Source organism: Streptomyces chengmaiensis (genome assembly GCF_029846775.1).
GTDB classification, from domain to species: Bacteria; Actinomycetota; Actinomycetes; order Streptomycetales; family Streptomycetaceae; genus Streptomyces; species Streptomyces chengmaiensis.
In genome coordinates this window covers 1-21,277 of the sequence record NZ_JARWBG010000026.1, presented here as the reverse complement: position 1 = coordinate 21,277, position 21,277 = coordinate 1, and the positions used below count along the sequence as shown (strand labels likewise).

Annotated in this window: 19 protein-coding genes and 1 pseudogene; 9 read left to right on the top strand and 11 right to left on the bottom strand. The window is 71.0% G+C overall.

Annotation, left to right across the window (positions count from 1 at the left end; all coding sequences use genetic code 11):
* Window positions 1-3 precede the first annotated feature (3 nt).
* The 5 genes from QCN29_RS21645 to QCN29_RS21625 all read right to left on the bottom strand — a co-directional run bounded on the left by QCN29_RS21645 (window position 4) and on the right by QCN29_RS21625 (window position 4,595).
* Window positions 4-453 carry a nuclear transport factor 2 family protein gene (locus QCN29_RS21645; RefSeq protein WP_279930239.1) on the bottom strand — a complete coding sequence of 150 codons (450 nt, stop codon included), beginning with the start codon at window positions 451-453 and terminating at the stop codon, window positions 4-6.
* A gap of 165 nt (window positions 454-618) precedes the next feature.
* Window positions 619-1,803: a hypothetical protein gene (locus QCN29_RS21640; RefSeq protein WP_279930159.1), complete on the bottom strand. Its 1,185-nt coding sequence runs from the start codon at window positions 1,801-1,803 to the stop codon at window positions 619-621.
* Window positions 1,785-2,516: an ABC transporter ATP-binding protein gene (locus tag QCN29_RS21635; protein WP_279930158.1), complete on the bottom strand. Its 732-nt coding sequence runs from the start codon at window positions 2,514-2,516 to the stop codon at window positions 1,785-1,787. The genes QCN29_RS21640 and QCN29_RS21635 overlap by 19 nt, the downstream gene beginning before the upstream one ends.
* 196 nt (window positions 2,517-2,712) lie before the next feature.
* Window positions 2,713-4,092 (bottom strand): aspartate aminotransferase family protein, encoded by a 1,380-nt coding sequence (locus QCN29_RS21630; RefSeq protein ID WP_279930157.1) that lies wholly within the window; start codon window positions 4,090-4,092, stop codon window positions 2,713-2,715.
* Window positions 4,077-4,595 (bottom strand): Lrp/AsnC family transcriptional regulator, encoded by a 519-nt coding sequence (locus QCN29_RS21625; RefSeq protein ID WP_240136856.1) that lies wholly within the window; start codon window positions 4,593-4,595, stop codon window positions 4,077-4,079. The genes QCN29_RS21630 and QCN29_RS21625 overlap by 16 nt, the downstream gene beginning before the upstream one ends.
* A gap of 202 nt (window positions 4,596-4,797) precedes the next feature.
* Between QCN29_RS21625 and QCN29_RS21620 the strand changes: the two genes are divergently transcribed.
* Together QCN29_RS21620 and QCN29_RS21615 are read left to right on the top strand one after the other, a co-directional pair.
* Window positions 4,798-6,237 carry a gamma-aminobutyraldehyde dehydrogenase gene (locus QCN29_RS21620; protein ID WP_279930238.1) on the top strand — a complete coding sequence of 480 codons (1,440 nt, stop codon included), beginning with the start codon at window positions 4,798-4,800 and terminating at the stop codon, window positions 6,235-6,237.
* 135 nt (window positions 6,238-6,372) lie between these two features.
* A complete protein-coding gene (locus tag QCN29_RS21615; protein ID WP_279930154.1) occupies window positions 6,373-7,161 on the top strand; it encodes a hypothetical protein in 789 nt (262 codons plus the stop codon).
* Between the two features lie 156 nt (window positions 7,162-7,317).
* On the opposite strand, the gene QCN29_RS21610 is transcribed toward QCN29_RS21615, so the two are convergent.
* Together QCN29_RS21610 and QCN29_RS21605 are read right to left on the bottom strand one after the other, a co-directional pair.
* Window positions 7,318-8,004 carry a glycerophosphodiester phosphodiesterase gene (locus tag QCN29_RS21610; protein ID WP_279930235.1) on the bottom strand — a complete coding sequence of 229 codons (687 nt, stop codon included), beginning with the start codon at window positions 8,002-8,004 and terminating at the stop codon, window positions 7,318-7,320.
* Between the two features lie 32 nt (window positions 8,005-8,036).
* Window positions 8,037-9,062, bottom strand: coding sequence for an adenosine deaminase (locus QCN29_RS21605; protein ID WP_240136859.1), 1,026 nt, complete (start codon window positions 9,060-9,062; stop codon window positions 8,037-8,039).
* Window positions 9,063-9,186: 124 nt separating this feature from the next.
* Here QCN29_RS21605 and QCN29_RS21600 point away from each other — a divergent pair, with 124 nt between their 5' ends.
* The gene (locus tag QCN29_RS21600; RefSeq protein WP_279930153.1) at window positions 9,187-9,909 is read left to right on the top strand and encodes a DUF4190 domain-containing protein; all 723 of its coding nucleotides are present in this window, start codon (window positions 9,187-9,189) and stop codon (window positions 9,907-9,909) included.
* A gap of 613 nt (window positions 9,910-10,522) precedes the next feature.
* Here QCN29_RS21600 and QCN29_RS21595 read toward each other — a convergent pair.
* Window positions 10,523-11,095 carry an NADAR family protein gene (locus tag QCN29_RS21595; protein WP_279930152.1) on the bottom strand — a complete coding sequence of 191 codons (573 nt, stop codon included), beginning with the start codon at window positions 11,093-11,095 and terminating at the stop codon, window positions 10,523-10,525.
* Between the two features lie 175 nt (window positions 11,096-11,270).
* On the opposite strand from QCN29_RS21595, the gene QCN29_RS21590 reads away from it, so the two are divergent.
* From QCN29_RS21590 to QCN29_RS21565, 6 genes are all read left to right on the top strand, one after another.
* Entirely contained in the window at window positions 11,271-12,785 is a 1,515-nt protein-coding gene (locus tag QCN29_RS21590) for a gamma-aminobutyraldehyde dehydrogenase (RefSeq protein WP_279930151.1), read from the top strand.
* Between the two features lie 69 nt (window positions 12,786-12,854).
* Entirely contained in the window at window positions 12,855-14,114 is a 1,260-nt protein-coding gene (locus QCN29_RS21585) for a polyamine ABC transporter substrate-binding protein (protein ID WP_240136863.1), read from the top strand.
* Between the two features lie 45 nt (window positions 14,115-14,159).
* Entirely contained in the window at window positions 14,160-15,326 is a 1,167-nt protein-coding gene (locus QCN29_RS21580) for an ABC transporter ATP-binding protein (protein ID WP_240136864.1), read from the top strand.
* On the top strand, window positions 15,323-16,270 hold the full coding sequence (locus tag QCN29_RS21575; RefSeq protein ID WP_279930150.1) for an ABC transporter permease: 948 nt from the start codon (window positions 15,323-15,325) through the stop codon (window positions 16,268-16,270). The genes QCN29_RS21580 and QCN29_RS21575 overlap by 4 nt, the downstream gene beginning before the upstream one ends.
* A complete protein-coding gene (locus tag QCN29_RS21570) occupies window positions 16,270-17,082 on the top strand; it encodes an ABC transporter permease (RefSeq protein WP_279930148.1) in 813 nt (270 codons plus the stop codon). Before QCN29_RS21575 ends, QCN29_RS21570 begins: the two co-directional genes overlap by 1 nt.
* A 25-nt stretch (window positions 17,083-17,107) precedes the next feature.
* Window positions 17,108-18,523, top strand: a complete 1,416-nt coding sequence (locus QCN29_RS21565; RefSeq protein WP_279930146.1) for an NAD(P)/FAD-dependent oxidoreductase — start codon at window positions 17,108-17,110, stop codon at window positions 18,521-18,523.
* A gap of 62 nt (window positions 18,524-18,585) precedes the next feature.
* Here QCN29_RS21565 and QCN29_RS21560 read toward each other — a convergent pair whose 3' ends face one another.
* From QCN29_RS21560 to QCN29_RS21550, 3 genes and pseudogenes are all read right to left on the bottom strand, one after another.
* Window positions 18,586-19,146 carry a phosphatase PAP2 family protein gene (locus tag QCN29_RS21560; protein WP_318036731.1) on the bottom strand — a complete coding sequence of 187 codons (561 nt, stop codon included), beginning with the start codon at window positions 19,144-19,146 and terminating at the stop codon, window positions 18,586-18,588.
* A gap of 425 nt (window positions 19,147-19,571) precedes the next feature.
* Window positions 19,572-20,906 carry a 4-aminobutyrate--2-oxoglutarate transaminase gene (gene gabT / locus QCN29_RS21555; RefSeq protein WP_279930142.1) on the bottom strand — a complete coding sequence of 445 codons (1,335 nt, stop codon included), beginning with the start codon at window positions 20,904-20,906 and terminating at the stop codon, window positions 19,572-19,574.
* A gap of 191 nt (window positions 20,907-21,097) precedes the next feature.
* A pseudogene (locus tag QCN29_RS21550) lies at window positions 21,098-21,277 on the bottom strand (hypothetical protein); the annotation flags it as partial.

The following is a 21,277-nucleotide window of genomic DNA, read 5'->3' as shown; positions in this document are numbered from 1 at the left end:
CAGTCAGTCCACTGGAACACCGGGCCCGTCCGGATTGCAGGCGGCGGCGATCGCCAGGCTGTCCTCGTAGACGCGGTAACGGGTGATCAGGCCGTCCTCCACGGTCAGCCGCATCGCGAACGGCGAGGTGAAGTACTTGCCGGTGGCCCGCACGGTCCCGGCGAGCCGGCCGCTCAGCATGGCTTCCGAGCCCTCGACGACGACCACGTCGACGGCGGTGGCGTCGGGGTCGGGCTGCTGGCCCTCGGCGAGCTCACGGAAGTGGGCCGCGACCTCGGCGCGGGTGGAGCGGGGGCGGATCCAGGGGACGGAGGGGTTGCCGGCGATCTCCCAGTCGACGTCATGGGCGAAGAGCGCGGCGATGTCGTCGGGGGAGGCGGCCGCGGTCCTGGCGAGGAACTCCTGGACGGTGGCGCGGGTGTGGCCCTGGCGGTGAGTGGGACGTGACGGCAGGGCATCGAGCCCTGCTGGCGATTGAGGCGTGAGGGCAGCACATCCAGCCCCGCCGGCGTTTGAGGCGCGGGGGTCCGGGGGCGGAGCCCCCGAGAAAGGGGGTCTGGGGCGGAGCCCCGGGTTCGGGAAGGGGCGGGGTGGGGGAACAAGCCCCGCAGGGAACCGTCAGTGGCGCAGGGGAACCGCCGCAAGCATGGCGACCGTCCAGGTCAGCGGCGCGAAGACGGTCAGCAGCACGGCCGCCCGCAACCCCGCTGCACTGCGGAGCAGACCGGCAGGCGCGCCCTGCTCGAGCAGGCACTCTGCCGTGCCGGCCCGGGTCGTCCGGGATTCGAGCGCGGCGGTGAGCAGCGTCGCCGTCGTGCAGATCACGACCAGCGCCGCCCCGAGCGCGGTGAGCGGTCCGAAGGGGCGCGGCCCCGCCGCGTGCAGGGACCACGCCGCCACCCCGCCCGCCGCCACGGCGCAGACCAGGCCGAGGGGGCGACCGATGCGGCGGGCGTCCTCCATCAGGATGCGCCCGGCCAGCAGCCGGGTCGGTCCGGGGCGAACCCCCTGCAGAAGTCGCCCGCACCGGTATGTGAGGCCGGGGCCGGTCAGCGCCAGGCCCAGCGCGGTGAGCGCCCAGCCCGCCAGCACTCCGGCCGGGCTGCCGTCGAAGTGTCCGGGCAGCACCAGCGGCGGAGCGGAGGCGGTCCCGCCGGCCGCCGTGGCCTCCGGGCTCGTGTAGACCTCCACTGCCAGGCCTGCGGCGATGAGCGCCACGCCCCACGGCAGTCCTGTGGGCGCCGCCGCCGGCGCGGCCGGCCGGTCGGGGTCGGTCTCCCCGCCCGGTCTGACCCGCCGCGGCCGCAGCGTCAGCGCCGCCGCCGCGGACGACACGACGGGCACCACCGCGAGGAGCGTCAGCGCCGCCCCCACCGGCAGCGGCATGCCGGCGGCCAGCAGCCGGCCGGCCCCGTCGTCGAACGGCAACCCGGTGAGATCGCCGCGCAGATGCAGGAACACCAGCAGTGCCACCATGCTGCCGAGCGCCGTGGACAGGGCCGTGGTGGTCGCGGCGATCGCGGTGAGCCGGGCCGGGCCGAGACCGATCGCGGACAGCCCGGGCCTCGGCCGCGTACCTGGGTCCGTACGCGCCACCGCCACGGCGAGATGTACCGTCGCGGCGAGCGGCACGGCGCACCACAGCAGCCGCAGCAGCGAGGCGGAGGACTCCCCGGGGTGGGCCAGCGCGTGCGCCATGGCGGACAGCAGGAGGAAGCCGACCCCCGCGGAGGCCGCCGCCACGGTCAGCCGGCGCAGCAGGACCAGCGGGTGGGAGCCGCGGGCTAGACGGAGAGCGAGCACGCGGCCCGGCCTTCCGCCTCGGTGATCACGGGTGCCGCGGCCACCCGCCGGCCGTCTACCAGGGTGATCGAGCGGTCGGCGAGGCCCGCCACCTCCGCGTCATGGGTGGCGAGGATGACGGTGATCCGGTGCGAGCGGGCCGCGGCCGTGATCGTACGCAGCACATGCGCCCGGTCCGTCTGGTGCAGGGTGGCCGTCGGCTCGTCGGCGAACAGCACGGACGGGGTGGTGGCCAGGGCGCGTGCGGTCGCCACCCGCTGCCGCTGCGCCTGGCTCAGTGCATACGGCCGTGTGCGGGCGTGCGCGCCGATGTCGAGCCGTTCCAGCCACTCCGCCGCCGTCGCCTTGGCGGCACGGTGCGAAATGCCGCGCAGCAGCAGCGGCAGGGCCGCGTTCTCCCAGGCCGTCAGCTCCGGCACCAGTGTCGGTTCGGGGGAGATCCAGCCGAAGCGGTCGCGCCGCAGCCGTTCCCGCGCGGCCGCGGACATGGTGTGCACGGGCGCGCTGTTGAACCACACTTCGCCCTGCTCGGCGACGAGCTGGCCGGACAGGGCGCGCAGCAGTGTGGTCTTGCCGCTGCCCCGGGCCCCGCACACGGCGAGGATCTCGCCTTCCCGCACCCCCAGCGACACCCCCGCCAGCGCGGGTGAGCCGCTGTAGGAGCAGTGCAGTGAGCGTGCCCAGATCACATCGTTGTCCGGCGGGGCCACCATGGCGTACACCTCGGTTCTGATCTGACGTTTCCCTCCTGCGTACTCCCTCGCACGGGGGAACGAACGCAGGGCCGATCGGTCACTCGGCACGCTAGGGAGTCGGAACGGGGGGTGCGCGAAGCACGCGGCCCGGTCGCCGCCCATCTCACTCGAATGGCGGCAACCGGGCCGGGTGTGTCAGGGGCCGGGTTCAGTGCTAGAGCTTGGTCCACGCCTCCGTGAGCACGGTGCGCAGGATCTGCTCGATCTCGTCGAACGTCGACTGGTCCGCGATCAGCGGCGGGGCCAGCTGGATGACCGGGTCGCCGCGGTCGTCGGCCCTGCAGTACAGGCCGTTGTCGAAGAGCGCCTTGGAGAGGAAGCCGTACAGGACGCGCTCCGTCTCCTCATCCGTGAAGGTCTCCTTGGCGGCCTTGTCCTTCACCAGCTCGATGCCGTAGAAGTAGCCGTTTCCGCGGACGTCGCCGACGATCGGCAGGTCGTGCAGCTTCTGCAGCGTGTTCAGGAACGCGCTCTCGTTGTCGAGGACGTGCCGGTTGAGGTTCTCCCGCTCGAAGATGTCGAGGTTGGCGAGGCCGACGGCGGCGGAGACTGGGTGGCCGCCGAAGGTGTAGCCGTGCAGGAAGGTGTTGTCGCCCTGGTAGAACGGCTCGGCGAGGCGGTCGGAGACGATGCAGGCGCCGATCGGGGAGTAGCCCGAGGTCATGCCCTTGGCACAGGTGATCATGTCCGGGACGTAGCCGAACTTGTCACAGGCGAAGATCGTGCCGAGGCGGCCGAAGGCGCAGATGACCTCGTCGGAGACGAGCAGCACGTCGTACTGGTCGCAGATCTCGCGAACCCGCTGGAAGTACCCGGGAGGCGGCGGGAAGCAGCCGCCGGCGTTCTGCACCGGCTCCAGGAAGACCGCGGCGACGGTGTCGGGGCCCTCGAAGAGGATCTGCTGCTCGATCTGGTCGGCGGCCCAGCGGCCGAAGGCCTCCGGGTCGTCGCCGTGGATCGGCGCGCGGTAGATGTTGGTGTTCGGCACCTTGTGCGCGCCGGGCACCAGCGGCTCGAAGGGGGCCTTCAGGCCCGGCAGGCCGGTGATGGACAGGGCGCCCTGCGGGGTGCCGTGGTAGGCGACGGCCCGCGAGATGACCTTGTATTTGGTCGGCTTGCCCTTGAGCTTGAAGTACTGCTTGGCCAGCTTCCAGGCGGTCTCCACCGCCTCGCCGCCGCCGGTGGTGAAGAAGACCTTGTTGAGATCGCCCGGGGCGTAGTCGGCGAGCCGCTCGGCCAGTTCGACGGCCTTGGGGTGGGCGTAGGACCACACCGGGAAGAAGGCGAGCTCCTGCGCCTGCTTGAAGGCGGTCTCGGCGAGCTCGGCACGGCCATGACCGGCGTTGACGACGAACAGGCCGGCGAGCCCGTCGAGGTAGCGCTTGCCCTTGTCGTCGTAGATGTAGGCGCCCTCGCCGCGCACGATCGTGGGGACGGGGGCGTTCTCGTACGACGACATGCGGGTGAAGTGCATCCACAAGTGGTCGTAGGCGGTCTGGGAGAGGTCCTTGCTCACGGCTATCGGGTTCCCCACATATAGGTCTGCTTCTTGAGCTTGAGGTAGACGAAGCTCTCTGTGGAGCGCACGCCGGGGAGCGCACGAATCCGCTTGTTGATCACTTCGAGCAGGTGGTCGTCGTCCTCGCAGACGATCTCCACCATCAGGTCGAACGAGCCCGCGGTCAGCACCACGTACTCGCACTCGGCCATGGCCGTCACCGCATCAGCCACCGGGTCGACATCGCCCTCGACGTTGATGCCGACCATCGCCTGGCGTCGCAGACCCACGGTGAGCGGGTCGGTGACGGCGACGATCTGCATCACGCCCTGGTCGAGCAGCTTCTGGACGCGCTGTCGCACGGCCGCTTCGGAGAGGCCGACGGCCTTGCCTATCGCGGCGTACGGGCGCCGCCCGTCCTCCTGAAGCTGTTCGATGATCGCGAGCGAGACGGCGTCGATGGTCGGAGGCGACCCTGATCCGCCGCCGCTGGAGTTCCTGGAGTCTGCACTACGGCTGGCCACGACTTCACTGTGCACGGGTCTCGTCTGTCGCGCAACCCCTCAGCGATGGAATACGTAGTTTTTCGGCTCTGAACTCACTGAATCCGAAGTTGGCGAGCGTCGGCCCTGTCGAAAGCGTCACCCCAGGAGCTAGTGTGGGGCTCAGTCGTCCAGCATGTGGGCATCTCACCCATCGGACCATCGCACCACAGGACATCTGACAGGAGGGGTGGCAACAGTGACCACCGAGCTGCGTCGTCTGCGCAACTACATCAACGGGGAGTTCAAGGACGCCGCCGACGGGGGGACCATCGAGGTGATCAACCCGGCGACGGGTGACGCCTACGCGACATCGCCGCTCTCCGGGGAGGCCGACGTCGACGCCGCCATGGCGGCCGCCGCGGCCGCCTTCCCCGCCTGGCGCGACGCCACCCCCGCCGAGCGCCAGAAGGCCCTGCTGAAGATCGCGGACGCCTTCGAGGAGCGCGCCGAGGACCTGCTCGCCGCCGAGTGTGAGAACACGGGCAAGCCCGTGGAGCTCACCCGCAGCGAGGAGTTCCCGATGATGGTGGACCAGATCCGCTTCTTCGCGGGCGCGGCGCGCATGCTGGAGGGCCGGGCGTCCGGCGAGTACATGGAGGGCTTCACCTCCATGGTGCGCCGTGAGCCGGTCGGCGTCTGCGCCCAGGTCGCGCCGTGGAACTACCCGATGATGATGGCCGTGTGGAAGTTCGCTCCGGCGCTGGCCGCGGGCAACACGGTCGTCCTCAAGCCCTCGGACACCACGCCCGCCTCGACCGTGCTCATCGCGGAGATCATCGGCGCCATCCTCCCCAAGGGCGTCTTCAACGTGATCTGCGGCGACCGGGAGACCGGCCGCCTGATGGTCGAGCACTCCACGCCCGCCATGGCCTCCATCACCGGCTCGGTGCGGGCCGGCATGCAGGTCGCCGCGTCCGCGGCCAAGGACGTCAAGCGGGTCCACCTGGAGCTGGGCGGCAAGGCGCCGGTCGTCGTGTTCGAGGACACCGACATCGCCAAGGCCGTCGAGGACATCTCCGTCGCCGGCTACTTCAACGCGGGCCAGGACTGCACCGCCGCAACGCGCGTACTGGTGCACGAGGCGATCCACGACGAGTTCGTCGAGGCCCTGGCCAAGGCCGCCGCGGACACCAAGACGGGCGGGCCGGACGACGCCGACGTGCTGTACGGCCCGCTGAACAACGCCAACCAGCTGGAGCAGGTCACCGGCTTCATCGACCGGCTCCCGGCCCACGCCAAGGTCGAGGCGGGCGGCCACCGGGTCGGCGACAAGGGCTACTTCTACGCCCCGACCGTCGTCTCCGGCCTCAAGCAGGACGACGAGATCGTCCAGCAGGAGGTGTTCGGCCCGGTCATCACCGTGCAGTCCTTCCGTGACGAGGCCCAGGCGGTCGAGTGGGCCAACGGAGTGGAGTACGCGCTGGCGTCGTCGGTGTGGACCAAGGACCACGGGCGTGCCATGCGGCTGTCCAAGGCGCTGGACTTTGGCTGCGTCTGGATCAACACGCACATTCCGCTGGTGGCGGAGATGCCGCACGGCGGCTTCAAGAAGTCCGGCTACGGCAAGGACCTGTCGGCGTACGGCTTCGACGACTACACGCGCATCAAGCATGTGATGACCTCGCTCGACGGGTAGTCGCACACCTGACCGGGAGCGCGCCCCGGACGCCCGACGGGTGTCCGGGGCGCGGATCCGCGTCAGGCTGCCTAAGCTGACAGTACGGCTCGGGGACGTACGGTCGGCTCGGGGATGCTCGCGTGGGAGGCCACGATGACGGCGTCGCAGAGCGTGGAAGTCACCTCGCACAAGGACGTCTGGCCCGGAATCGCGGGAGTGGTGTCCGGCGGGCTGCTGATCGCCGTCCAGGCGCTGTGGTACCGCACCCCGGACACCGGCGACCGCGGGGCGATCCGCGACGTCGTCCTCTTCTACGCCGACGACGGCAACCGCGATCTCGCCGAGGCCACGGCGCTGATGACGCTGCTGGCGAGCCTGCTCTTCCTGTTCTTCCTCGTCGCGCTCGCCCGGCTGGCCGGGAACCGCTCCCACCAAGTGCTGCTGGGCGGGGTGGCGTTCACGGTGCTGCTGCTCGTCGCGGTGATCGCCGGCAATGTGTACGCCATCACCGTCGACTACTCCGACGTCTTCCCGGTCGCCCCGCAGACAGCGCTGATCGCGATACTGCTGCTGGAGGTGCAGTACGCGGGGATGGTCGCGGCCATGGTCGCCGCGGCCGTGATGCTCTTCGCCGTCTGGCGGGTGGCGACGGCGGCGCAGGCCGCGCCGCCGTGGCTGGGCTGGTCCGCGTTCGCGGTGGCCGTCGTCTGCCTGGTCGGCCCGATCACGGCCTGGCTGACGCCGCTGCTGCTGGGAGTCTGGCTGATCGCGGCCGGGGTGCTGATGATCCTCAGGTCCCGGGAGGAGACCGCGGGGCACACGGCTGCGGGGCACACCGGGCCGGAGCCGGGGCCCGCCGGGCCGGGCGCCTCCGGTCCGGGCACGGCGCCTCCGGTCCCGGGCCCGACGCAGGGAGGCACGCAGGGGCCGCCCGCGCCCTGAGACCGCCGATCGGACGCTGGAACGCGACCGTGGGCCCGGAACGCCGCGGACGCACATGCCCGTCACACCGGGCGTACTCGGACGGCAGACGCCGCCGTCCGCTCGCACACCGTCGCCCCCGGACGCCGCGGGCCCCGCAAAACGGAAGCCGCTCCGTCAGCGGTGCGAGGACAGCACGGCGTCGAGGACGTCCACCCGGTTGGTGGTGATCGAGTCGACGCCGTGGGCGACCAGCCGCCGCATCGTGCGCCGGGTGTCCGCGGTCCAGGCCGAGACCAGACAGCCGTCGCGGTGGACCCGGTCGGCCAGGTCCCGACTGACCAGCCCGAAGCGGTAGTTGAGCCAGCGGGGGCCGACGGCGGCCAGCAGCACGGGGCGGGGCGGGGCCAGGGTCGTCCAGGTCAGGGCGATTTCGGCGGAAGGGTCGGCGGCGCGGACCGCGAGCATCGCGGCGGGGCCGGCGCTGTAGTACACCCGCTCGGCCGCGCCGTACTCGCGCACCATGCCCACGATCGCCCGTACCGACCGCTCCGAAGCGCCCGGCAAGTCGACCATCAGCCGGTGGTCGCCCGTGGCGAGCAGCGCCTCGGCCAGCGTCGGCACTCCGCCCAGGGTGAGCTCCTTCAGCTGCGCCAGGGTGAGCCGGTCGAGGGGCCGGTCGTGGCCCCACAGCCGCTTCAGCGAGGCGTCGTGCAGCAGCACGGGCATCTCGTCCCCGGTCAGCCGGACGTCGATCTCCACCGCGTCCGCACCCCGCTCGATCGCCGACCGCAGCGAGCCGAGCGTGTTCTCCCGGACGCGGTACGGATCTCCGCGATGGGCCACGGCGGTGACGGGGCGCATCAGGACGGGCTGCTGCATTGTGGCGGCCGGTTTCAGCGGGCCTGCCACGCGGCGGTGTACGCGTCGATCTCCGAGGCGATCCGCGCCTTGCCCGCCGGGTCAAGGAACGACGCCTCCACCGCGTTCTTGGCCAGGTCGGCCACGCCCCGCTCGTCCAGCTCCAGCAGCCGGGCGGCCACCGCGTACTCGTTGTTGAGGTCGGTGCCGAACATGGGCGGGTCGTCGCTGTTGACCGTGACCAGCACGCCGGCCGCGACCATCTCCCGGATCGGGTGCAGGTCCAGGTCCGTGACGGCGCGCGTGGCGATGTTGGAGGTGGGGCAGACCTCCAGGGGGATCCGGTGCTCGGCGAGATGGGCGAGCAGCTCCGGGTCCCGGACGGAGCTGGTGCCATGGCCGATGCGTTCGGCACGCAGCTCGGTGAGGGCGTCCCACACCGTCTGCGGCCCGGTGGTCTCTCCGGCGTGCGGCACGGAGTGCAGACCGGCGTCGATGGCGCGGTCGAAGTACGGCTTGAACTGCGGCCGCGGCACACCGATCTCCGGGCCTCCCAGCCCGAAGGAGACCAGACCCTCTGGGCGCAGGTCGACCGCCAGCCGGGCCGTCTCCTCCGCCGCCTCGAGACCGGCCTCGCCGGGGATGTCGAAGCACCAGCGCAGGACCACCCCGAGCTCGTCCTCGGCGGCCTTGCGGGCGTCCTCTATCGCCGCCATGAACGCCTTCTCGTCGATGCCGCGGCGGGTCGAGCTGAAGGGGGTGACGGTCAGTTCGGCGTAACGGATGTTCTGCCGCGCCATGTCGCGGGCGACCTCGAAGGTGAGCAGCCGCACGTCCTCGGGGGTGCGGATCAGATCCACGACCGAGAGATAGACCTCGATGAAGTGCGCGAAGTCGGTGAAGGTGAAGTAGGAGGCGAGCGCCGAGGGGTCGACGGGGACCTTGGAGTCCGGGTGCCGGGCGGCCAGTTCCGCGACGATGCGCGGCGAGGCCGAGCCGATGTGGTGCACATGCAGCTCGGCCTTGGGCAGCCCCGCGATAAAGGGGCGAAGATCGGTCATCGAGGTCCTCCGGGAGCAGTGGGATCGCGGCGGGTCCGGCCGGCTGTCACGGATCATCGTAGGCCGCCCGGTTCGGCGGGAAGCACACGCCGTAGCATGGCCGGACCACCGATGGGGGAGAGCAATGTCTGACAGTCAGGACGGCCGCGGGACGGGCGGGCCGGAGCCGCGGGACCGCGATCCCTGGGCCCCGCCGGAGCACGGAGCGCCCGGTGCGGCCGTGCCGGGCGGCGCGCAGGGCGGAGTGCCGCTGGGCAAGTCCTGGGACGCGCCGCAGCCCGCGCCGGTGCACGACCAGCCGACGGTCGCCGCGATGCCGGCGGCGTCGCCGACGCCTGACGCCGGTGCGGTGCCTCCGCCGCCCACCGCCCCCGGCGGCCCGGCGGCCGGCGGCTACGGCTACCCCACGGCCGGGACCGCGAACACCCCGTACGGCTCGGGCGCCTACCCCGCGTACCCGGCGACCGGCTACCAGAGCTACGGGCAGCCCGGGTGGCAGCCCTCGCCCTCCAACGGCATGGGCATCACCGCGATGGTGCTCGGCATCCTCTCCGTCTGCCTGTTCTGCCTGTACGGGGTCGTCGGCCTGATCCTCGGCCTGCTCGCCCTGATCTTCGGCATCCTCGGCCGGAAGAAGGCACAGCGCGGTGAGGCCACCAACGGCGGCATGGCCCTGGCGGGCATCATCCTCGGCTCCATCGGCATGCTGCTGGGGGCGGTGGTGATCGGGCTGCTGGCGTGGGGGATCACGACGGCGATCAACGAGGAGCGGGACAGGGTCGAGTACGAGTACGACTACGACAGCTACTCGAACGTCCTGGTCGTCGACGAGCGGGCGGGCCGCTAGGCGCGCCCGGCGACGTCCGGCGCGGTCCGGCTGCGCCCCGACGGGCGCGGGGCCGTCTCGATATGCGACTCCGCCGGGTGGGCGCGACCGGCCGAGATGCGCCCGCAACATCCCCGCCGGCCGGCCGCGGCGCTTCCCGCGGAACGCTTGAGCGGGGGCCTTTCCCCCGCCCCGCTCCCCCCGGAGCGCGGCAGCTTCGCGATGCGAGGTACCCGTTTCCCCCGGACGCGAGATCTTTCGCGCTGGAGCCCGTCCCCCCAGAACGCCACGGTTTGGCGCCGGGGACCGATCCCAGGCCCTGGGGTTCACGCCGGCGCGGCAGCCATGCCCTGCGGGTTTCCCGCCCCTGAACGCGGGCGGCTGCACCGGAGGCTCCCCGATCTCCGGAACGCGGGCGGCGCCGCCTCGCGAGGTCTCCGTCACCCGCACGCGGCGGCTGCGGGCAGTGGACCCCCTGTCTGAGCGGGAGTTGCCTCAGCAGCTGTGATGCGGGGCTTCTCCGCGCGGGCGGGGGTCCGCTGGCCGAGGCTGCGCGCCGGGGCCGGGTTGCTGTCGGAGAGAAGGCCGTGGCCCCGCCGTGAGGAGCGGGGCCCGGGGCAGAGTCCCGGCTGCATCAGAGGGTCTGCGCTCGCAGTGCGTCCCGTGCCTCCATCAGTGCAAAGCCCAGCAGGTTCAGTCCCCGCCACCGCGCCGGGTCATGGGCACGTTCGTCCGTCGCCGTGAGCCCGATGCCCCAGACACGGTCCCGGGGGCTCGCCTCGACCAGCACCCGGTCGCCCGTCGCCAGCAGGAAGTCCCGCAGGTCCGCATGCCGGCCGAACTTGTGCAGGCTGCCGGTGCGCACGATCGCGAAGCGTTCGCGCTTCCATATCCGCTCGTCGAAGCCGCGCACCAACCGCCCGGCGGTCTTCGCCGCACCCGGGCTCGTCGCCTCCAGCGCCATGCGCTCCGCGTCCGCGTCGGCGAAGAGCCTCGCCTTCTCCGCCATCATCCAGTGCTCCGCCGTGGCGTACCGCACGCCGTCGACCACGAAGGGTGACGGCCACCACTGGCTCAGGCAGCTCGCGCCGATCCGGCCGTCCTTCCTTGGAGCGTGGCCCCAGAAGTGCAGGTACTTGACTCTCTCTCCGCTGTTCAGGCGGCTGATCAGCGCTTCGGTCGCTTCGGTCCCCGCAGGTGTTCCCATGTGGGCGAGTCTGGCAGTCGCTGCTGACAGTCCGTATGCGAATAGCCCCGCCGACCCGACACATGGTCGACCGATTCCGTCGCGTAACCAAAAGGCAACTACGGAATCGCTTGTTAGACGGCGGTTGCTCTGTCAGGATCGGCACTCAATTCGAGCTGGAACTACGGAGAGCGTGATGGGCAACCGCTTCCAGGCACAGGACCGCTTCGCGGACGGCGCGCAGTACATCGCCGGCCGGCTCAGCCCCGGGACCTCGGGGCGTATCCAGGACGTGGTCGATCCGGCCACCGGGCAGACCGTCCACACCTACGAACTCGCAGGACCCGGGGACGTCGACGCGGCGGTCGCCGCCGCACGCGAGGCGCTGCCGGGCTGGGCCGGGGCCACTCCCGGTGAGCGCTCCGACGCGATGCACCGCTTCGCCGCCGTGCTCGCCGGGCAGGCGGACGAACTGGCGCGCGCCGAGTCCCTGCAGTGCGGCAAGCCCATCAAGCTGACGACGGAGTTCGACGTGCCCGGCACCGTCGACAACACGGCCTTCTTCGCGGGCGCGGCCCGTCTGCTCCAGGGCCAGTCGGCGGGCGAGTACAGCGGCGACCACACCTCTTACGTACGCCGGGAGCCGATCGGCGTGGTCGGCTCCATCGCCCCCTGGAACTATCCGCTCCAGATGGCCGCCTGGAAGGTCCTCCCGGCCATCGCCGCAGGCAACACGATCGTCCTCAAGCCCGCCGAACTCACCCCGTTCACCTCCCTGATGTTCGCCGCCGCCGCTGCCGAGGCCGGCATCCCCGACGGCGTCGTGAACGTCGTCAGCGGCGCGGGCCGGGACGCGGGCGAACGTCTGGCGGGCCACCCGGATGTGGCCATGACGTCCTTCACCGGCTCCACCGCCGTCGGCAAGCGCGTCGCGGAACTCGCCGTCGCCACCGTCAAACGCCTCCACCTGGAACTCGGCGGCAAGGCCCCCTTCGTCGTCTTCGACGACGCGGACCTGGAAGCCGCCGTGCACGGCGCCGTCGCCGGGGCGCTGATCAACACCGGTCAGGACTGCACCGCCGCCACCCGCGCCTACGTCCAGCGGCCGCTGTACGACGCATTCGTCTCCGGCGTCGCCGACCTGATGGCGACCGTGCGTCTGGGCGACCCCTTCGACCCCGCCACCGACCTCGGCCCGCTGGTCTCCCACGCCCAGCGCGACCGGGTGGCCGCCTTCGTCGAACGCGCCCGCGGTTATGCGACCGTCGTCACCGGCGGGGAAGCGCCTCAGGGCGAGCTGAAGAACGGCGCGTACTACCGGCCCACCCTGATCACCGGAGCCGCCCAGACCAGCGAGGCCGTCCAGTCGGAGATCTTCGGCCCCGTCCTCGTCGTCCTGCCCTTCGACTCCGACGACGAGGGCATCGCACTCGCCAACGACACCCCGTACGGCCTGGCCGCCTCCGCCTGGAGCCGGGACGTCTTCCGCGCCAACCGCGCCACCCGCGAGATCAAGGCGGGCTGCGTCTGGATCAACGACCACATCCCGATCATCAGCGAGATGCCGCACGGCGGATACCGCGCATCGGGCTTCGGCAAGGACATGTCGACCTACTCCTTCGAGGAGTACACGCAGGTCAAACATGTGATGTTCGACAACACCGCGGTCGCTGCGAAGGACTGGCACCGCACGGTATTCGGGGACAGGTAGGACCGACGAACGCCGGCCGCCGACCACGGCCACCCTCCCACCACGGCACATCCCGAAAGGGCACAGCGCATGGAACAGTACGAGCCGGAGCCCTACGGCCCCCTGTCCCGGGCCCAGCTGGCCGCGACGCGACGCAGCCTGGCCCGCAGCCAAGGACGCGGCCTCACCCGCCGCTCGATGCTGCGCGCCTCCGGCGTCGGCGCGCTCACCGTCGGCGGCTTCGCCGCCCTGAGCGCCTGCGGCATCCCGCCCGCCAAACGCTCGGGCGACGCGGGCGCCGCCGACGACCACTCGGCAGAGGAGAAGCGGCTCAACTTCTCCAACTGGACCCAGTACATCGACATCAGTGACGACGAGAAGCACCGTCCCTCGCTGGAGGCGTTCACCAAGCGCAGCGGGATCAAGGTCAAGTACACCGAGGACATCAACGACAACGTCGAGTTCTTCGGCAAGATCCAGCCCCAGCTCGCCGCCGGCCAGGACACCGGCCGCGATCTGATCTGCGTCACCGACTGGCTCGCCGCCCGGATGATCCGCCTCGGCTGGGCGCAGAAGCTCGACCCGGCGAACCTCCCGCACGCCTACGCCAACCTCAGCCCGCAGTTCCGCGCGCCCGACTGGGACCCCGGCCGCGCCTACACCTACCCCTGGACCGGCATCTCCACCGTCATCGCCTACAACGCCAAGGCCACCGGCGGCCGCGAGATCACCTCGGTGTCCCAGCTGCTGGACGACCCGGCGCTCAAGGGCCGCGTCGCCTTCCTGTCCGAGATGCGCGACACCGTCGGCATGACCCTCCTCGACATGGGCAAGGACCCGGCCACGGTCACGGACGACGACTTCGGCGCGGCCGTCGCCCGCCTCCAGAAGGCCGTCGACCGTCGGCAGATCCGCCGCTTCACCGGCAACGACTACACCTCGGACCTCAACAAGGGCGACATCGCCGCCTGTCTGGCCTGGGCGGGCGACCTGATCCAGCTCCAGGTCGACAACCCGGACATCCGGTTCGCCATCCCGGACGCCGGCTATATGACCTCCACCGACAACCTCCTGGTCCCGGCGCAGGCCCGGCACAAGGCCAACGCCGAGAAGCTGATCGACTACTACTACGAGCCGCCGATCGCGGCCCAGCTCGCCGCATACATCAACTACGTCTGCCCCGTCGCAGGCGTGCGCGAGGAACTGGCGAAGATCGACGACTCGCTGGCGTCCAACACCCTGATCCTCCCGGACGAGGCCATGGCGGCGAAGTCAAACGCCTTCCGCTCCCTCGCCACCGAGGAAGAGACGGCGTACGAGGAGAAGTTCGCCGCTCTCATCGGCGCCTGACCGGCCCGCCCGCCCCCGCCCCCGACACCACTGGGACCGCGACCCATGACACAGAAGTCCACAGGCGGCGACGTCCGCCTCTCCGGGATCAGCAAGACCTACGGCTCCTTCACCGCCGTCCACCCCCTCGATCTGACGGTGCCCCAGGGCTCCTTCTTCGCCCTGCTCGGCGCATCCGGCTGCGGCAAGACCACCACCCTGCGCATGATCGCCGGACTGGAGGACCCCACGACGGGAACGGTGTTCCTCGGCGACCGCGATGTCACCGAGCTCCCCCCGTACAAGCGCCCCGTCAACACCGTCTTCCAGTCGTACGCGCTCTTCCCGCACCTCGACATCTACGAGAACGTCGCCTTCGGGCTGCGCAGACGCGGCATAAAATCCGTGAAGAAGCAGGTCGGCGAGATGCTCGACCTGGTGCAGCTCGGTGACTTCGCACGCCGCAAGCCGCACCAGCTCTCCGGCGGCCAGCAGCAGCGCGTCGCCGTCGCCCGCGCCCTGATCAACCACCCGCAGGTGCTGCTCCTCGACGAGCCGCTCGGCGCCCTCGACCTCAAACTGCGCCGCCAGATGCAGCTGGAACTCAAGCGCATCCAGACCGAGGTCGGCATCACCTTCATCCATGTCACCCACGACCAGGAAGAGGCCATGACCATGGCCGACACGGTCGCGGTGATGAACGCCGGCCGGGTGGAACAGCTCGGCGCGCCCGCCGAGCTCTACGAGCACCCCCGCTCCACCTTCGTCGCCAACTTCCTCGGCACCTCCAACCTCATCGAGGCGGAGGTCGTCGAGTCCGGCGGCACGGGCCCCGGCGCGGAGATCGCCGTCACCGCCGGCGGCGGCAAGCTGCGGCTGCCCGCCGGACGCTCCTCGGCCGGGGGCGGCAGCGTCGGCAGCAAGCTCCTCGTCGGCGTCCGCCCGGAGAAGATCTCCCTCGCGCTCGCCGAGGAAGCCGGGTCCGTCCCCGACGGCCGCAACACCGTCACCGGCCGGATCGCCGCCTCGTCCTTCATCGGCGTCTCCACCCAGTACGTCGTCGACTCCCCGGTCGGCCAGGGCCTCGAGGTGTACGTCCAGAACACCGAGCACCGCGACGGGCTGGCCCCCGGCGCCGACGTCGTCCTGCACTGGAACCCCGACCACACCTTCGGCCTGGACGCGGCCCAGGACCGCACCGCGGGCACCGAAAAGGTGGAGGACGCCACATGAGCACCTCCACCCTCACCGAAGCACCGCCGCCCGTACCCCAGCCGCAGCGCCCCGAGCAGCCCGTCCGGCGCACGGTCCCCACGCGCCGCAGGCTCGTCCCGTATCTGCTGTTGCTCCCCGGCATCCTGTGGCTGGTGGTCTTCTTCGCGCTGCCGCTGGCCTACCAGGCATCCACATCCGTCCAGACCGGCTCCCTCGAAGAAGGCTTCGAGGTCACCTGGCACTTCCCGACGTACTGGGAGGCGCTGCAGGAGTACTATCCGCAGTTCATCCGCTCCCTGCTGTACGCGGGCACCGCCACCGTTCTGTGTCTGCTGCTCGGCTACCCGCTGGCGTATCTGATCGCCTTCAAGGCCGGACGCTGGCGCAATCTGCTGCTCGTGCTCGTCATCGCGCCCTTCTTCACCAGCTTCCTCATCCGCACCCTGGCCTGGAAGACGATCCTCGCCGACGGCGGCGCGGTCGTCGGCGCGCTCGACGCCCTGCACGTCCTGGACGTCACCAACTGGCTCGGCTGGACCGAGGGCAACCGGGTCCTCGCCACCCCCATGGCCGTCGTCACCGGTCTGACGTACAACTTCCTGCCCTTTATGATCCTGCCGCTCTACACCTCGCTGGAGCGCATCGACGGCAGACTGCACGAGGCCGCGAAGGACCTGTACGCCTCCCCGGCCACCACCTTCCGCAAGGTGACGTTCCCGCTGTCCATGCCGGGCGTCGTCTCCGGCACGCTGCTCACCTTCATCCCGGCCAGCGGCGACTACGTCAACGCCGAACTCCTCGGCTCCACCGACACCAAGATGGTCGGCAACGTCATCCAGTCGCAGTTCCTCAGAGTCCTCGACTATCCGACCGCCGCCGCTCTCTCCTTCATCCTCATGGCGATCGTGCTGCTCATGGTCACCGTCTACATCCGCCGGTCGGGAACGGAGGACCTGCTCTGATGGCCGCACCGCTGAAGTGGCTCAGGCGCAATCTCGTCGTCGTCGCGGGCCTGCTCACCCTCGCCTATCTGATCATGCCGAACATCGTCGTGCTGGTGTTCTCCTTCAACAAGCCGCGCGGCCGGTTCAACTACGCCTGGCAGGAGTTCTCCCTCGACGCCTGGAAGGACCCGTGCGGCGTCGCCGACATGTGCGGCTCGCTCGCCCTCTCCCTCCAGATCGCCGGCTGGGCCACGCTCGTCGCCACCGCGCTGGGCACCCTCATCGCCTTCGCCCTGGTCCGCTACCGCTTCCGGGCGCGCGGCGCGATCAACTCGCTGATCTTCCTGCCGATGGCGATGCCCGAGGTCGTGATGGCCGCCTCGCTGCTCACGCTCTTCCTCAACATGGGCGCGGAGCTCGGCTTCTACACCGTCCTCATAGCCCACATCATGTTCTGCCTCAGCTTCGTCGTCGTCGCCGTCAAGGCGCGGGTGATGTCCATGGATCCGCGCCTCGAGGAGGCCGCCCGGGATCTGTACGCGGGCCCGGTGCAGACCTTCCTGCGGGTCACCCTGCCGATCGCCGCGCCCGGCATCGCGGCGGGCGCGATGCTCGCCTTCGCGCTCTCCTTCGACGACTTCATCATCACCAACTTCAACGCGGGCTCCACCGTGACCTTCCCGATGTTCGTCTGGGGATCGGCGCAGAGGGGCACGCCCGTGGAGATCAACGTCATCGGCACGGCGATGTTCGCCGTGGCCGTCCTGGTCGTGGTCGCCGGCCAGCTGATCAGCGGCCGGCGACAGCGCGCCGCGGCGCAACAACCCTGAGCACACTCCGAAGGAGCTGGAAACCATGGCCCCAGCTGCCATGCGTCTCGCTGCACAGTCACTCTCCGACGCCCAGCCCGTCCCCTTCTGGCTGGACGACCCCGCGAAGCCCGGCGCCCTGCCTGCCCTCGCCGGGGACGAACACTGCGACCTGCTGGTCGTCGGCGGCGGCTACAGCGGTCTGTGGACCGCGCTGCTCGCCAAGGAACGCGCCCCGGAAAGGGACGTCGTCCTGATCGAGGCCCATGAGGCGGGCTGGGCCGCCTCGGGCCGCAACGGCGGCTTCTGCGCCGCCTCCCTCACCCACGGCTTCGCCAACGGCCTGGCCCGCTGGCCGGACGAGCTGGCTGTCCTGGAGGAGCTCGGCGCCCGCAACCTCGACGCCATCGAGGCGGCGGTCGCCGCGTACTCCATCGACTGCGACTTCGAACGCACCGGCGAGATCGACGTGGCCACCGAGCCGTACCAGCTCGACGAACTGCGCGAGACATACGAGGAGGCGACCCGCCTCGGCCTCACCGGCTACGAGCTGCTGGACCGGGACCGGGTGCGCGCCGAGGTCGGCTCCCCGACCTTCCTCGGCGGGCTGTGGGACCGGCGCGGGGTCGCCATGCTCCACCCGGCCAGGCTGGCCTGGGGACTCAAGCGCGCCTGCGCGGAACTGGGCGTGCGGATCTACGAGAACACCCCCGGACTCAAGCTGTCGTCGAGCGCCGGCCGGGTGGGGGTGCGCACCCCGTACGGCAGGGTCTTCGCCCGCCGGGCGGCGCTCGGCACCAACGTCTTCCCCTCGCTGGTCAGGCGGGTCCGGTCGTACACCGTCCCGGTCTACGACTACGCGCTGACAACCGAGCCGCTGACCGAGGAGCAGCTCGCCTCGGTCGGCTGGAAGAACCGCCAGGGCCTCAGCGACACCGCCAACCAGTTCCACTATTTCCGCATCACCGCCGACCACCGCATCCTGTGGGGCGGGTACGACGCCGTCTATCCCTACGGCGGCCGCGTCACCGCCGAGATGGACCACAGGCCCGAGACCTATCTGAAGCTCGCCGGGCAGTTCTTCGACTGCTTCCCGCAGCTGGAGGGCATCCGCTTCAGCCACGCCTGGGGCGGGGCCATCGACACCTGCTCCCGCTTCTCCGCCTTCTTCGGCACCGCACACGGCGGTAAGGTCGCCTACGCCGCAGGCTTCACGGGGCTCGGGGTGGGCGCGACCCGGTTCGGCGCGGACGTGATGCTCGACCTGCTGTCGGGGGAGCGCACCGAACGCACCGAGCTCGAGATGGTGCGCACCAAGCCGCTGCCGTTCCCACCCGAGCCGATCGCGTGGGCGGGCATCGGGCTGACCAAGTGGTCGCTGGCGCGGGCGGACGCGCACGGCGGCCGGCGGAACCTATGGCTCAAGGCCATGGACCGCCTCGGTCTGGGCTTCGACAGCTGACAGACGGCGACAGTCCGTTCCCATGTGACCCGGTTCACCACGCATCCGCAGCTGAACCCGCGTCATAGTCCGGGCCCGTCCCGCTCTCTCCCCCTGTGCAGTACGCATGGCCACCGCAACACCGACCGCAACACCAGCAGCAGCACCCCGCACAGGCACAGGCTGCCGACCACGTCCAGCGGCCAGTGATAGCCGCGCAGCACCAGACCGACGCCCGTCGCCAGTGTCAGCGTTCCGGCGACGGGCATCACCCACGGCCGCAGCCGGAGGGGCAGGTAAGGGGCGAGCAGCAGGGCCGCCGCACCGTACGCCACCGCCGCGGTGGCCGTATGCCCCGACGGGTACAAGCCCGTGCCGGGCTCCAGGGGCCCGGGGCGGGCGATCCACAGCTTGAGCGGAAGGACGAGGGCGGGCACGGCGGCCATGGCGAGGGCGGCGGCGAGCGCCCGCAGCCAGTCGCGGCCGCGCCACACGACGTACACCGCCGCCGCGGTGAGGACGGGAACGGCGACCGTCGTACTGCCCAGATCGGCGAGGAGTTCCGTGACGGGGGCCGGGCCGTCGCCGAAGAGGGACCTGCCGAGGCGCTCGTCGGCCGAGCGCAGTGGCCCATGGGCGGCCACCTGCCAGGTGACCAGGGCGAAGAGGGCCGCACATCCGAGAAGGGGGAGAAGAGCGAGAAGCGCCGGCTTCCCCGGATCAGGGGGGGTGGTTCCGGGGAAGCCGGCCCGACCGGTGCACCGCGCGCCCCGGGGGGTTTGGGGCGGGCGGCCGTCCGATCGGTGAGGAGTTCCGGAACACGAGGCTCCGACGGTGTGCGCAAAGGCACCGCCAGGCCGGGGCTGGGGAGGCTCCGCCCTGGCATCGTCCGCAGTCCCCTGCGGACGGGGTGTTTCTCTCATCTGCGGAGACCGTACGTCAGCGGCCGGGGGACCGACAGCCGGATCGCCATCCCGCCATCGGCCCCCCACAGCTTCTTCACCAATCACCGGTGAGCGGTGCCGTATCCGACCGGTCCCGTCCGCAACCGACCGGATCAGTCGGAGACTCAGATCCCGGCGAGCGCCTGCTCGATGACGTCCAGGCCCTCGTTCAGCAGGTCCTCGCCGATCACCAGCGGCGGCAGGAAGCGCAGCACATTGCCGTAGGTGCCGCAGGTGAGCACCAGCACGCCCTCCGCGTGGCACGCCTTGGCGAGCGCGGCGGCCGCCTCGGGGGCGGGCTCCTTGGTGCCGCGGTCCTTCACCAGCTCGATCGCGATCATCGCGCCGCGCCCGCGGATGTCGCCGATCACGTCGAACTTCTCGGCCATGGCGGCGAGGCGGCTCTTCATGACCTCCTCGATCCGCTTGGCCTTGCCGTTGAGGTCGAGCTCCTTCATGGTCTCGATCGCGCCCAGGGCGCCGGCGCAGGCCACCGGGTTGCCGCCGTAGGTGCCGCCGAGGCCGCCGGGGTGGGCGGCATCCATGATCTCGGCGCGGCCGGTCACGGCGGCCAGCGGCAGACCGCCGGCGATGCCCTTGGCAGTGGTGATCAGGTCGGGCACGACGCCCTCGTCCTCGCAGGCGAACCACTGGCCGGTGCGGCAGAAGCCGGACTGGATCTCATCGGCGACGAACACGATGCCGTTGTCCCCGGCGAACTGCGCCAGGGCGGGCAGAAAGCCCTTCGCCGGCTCGATGAAGCCGCCCTCGCCGAGGACCGGCTCGATCACGATGGCGGCCACATTCTCCGCGCCGACCTGCTTGTGGATCTGGTCGATCGCCTGGGCGGCGGCCTCCGGGCCGCAGTTCTCCGGTCCGGTCGGCCAGCGGTAGCCGTAGGCCACCGGCACCCGGTACACCTCGGGCGCGAACGGGCCAAAGCCATGCTTGTACGGCATGTTCTTCGAGGTCAGCGCCATCGTCAGATTGGTGCGCCCATGGTAGCCGTGGTCAAACACCACCACGGCCTGCCGCTTGGTGTACGAGCGTGCGATCTTGACCGCGTTCTCCACGGCCTCCGCGCCCGAGTTGAACAGCGCGGACTTCTTCGCGTGGTCGCCGGGGGTCAGCTCGGCCAGCTTCTCGCAGACCTCCACATAGCCCTCGTACGGCGTGACCATGAAACAGGTGTGGGTGAAGTCGGCGAGCTGTGCGGACGCACGGCGTACCACGGCTTCGGCGGAGGCGCCGACGCTGGTCACGGCGATGCCGGAGCCGAAGTCGATCAGGCGGTTGCCGTCCACGTCCTCGACGACGCCGCCGCCGACGCGGGCGGTGAAGACGGGCAGCACGGACCCCACACCACCGGCGACCGCGGCGGTACGGCGGGCCTGAAGCTCCTGGGACTTCGGGCCGGGGATGGCGGTGACGACGCGGCGCTCCTGCGGGATTGCGGTCATGAGGGGCTCCTGGGATCTTCCGGACGCATTGCTTCTGTCTCGCAGGCTAGGCGCGGGCGCATCGGCCGGGCATGCTCCGTTCGGGAGTGTTGGACGCGTGCCCTTGTCCGCGGCGGAGTGTCACCCGAACGCCCGGGCCGCCGCAGGCCCGGGCCCGCGGCGGGGATCGGTGAACTCCCTCTGACGGGGCACTAGATTGACGGGTGCACACGGCGGGCCTGGCTGGTCAGGGGGCAGCGGTTCATGAATTCCGACGGCACATCCGACACACGCGGCACTCGGGACTCACGGCTCCCGCGGCCCGCTCCGCCGGTGCCGCCGCGCCCCGCCGCCCCGCCGGCGTCCGCGCCCGCCCCGCCGGCGTCCGCGCC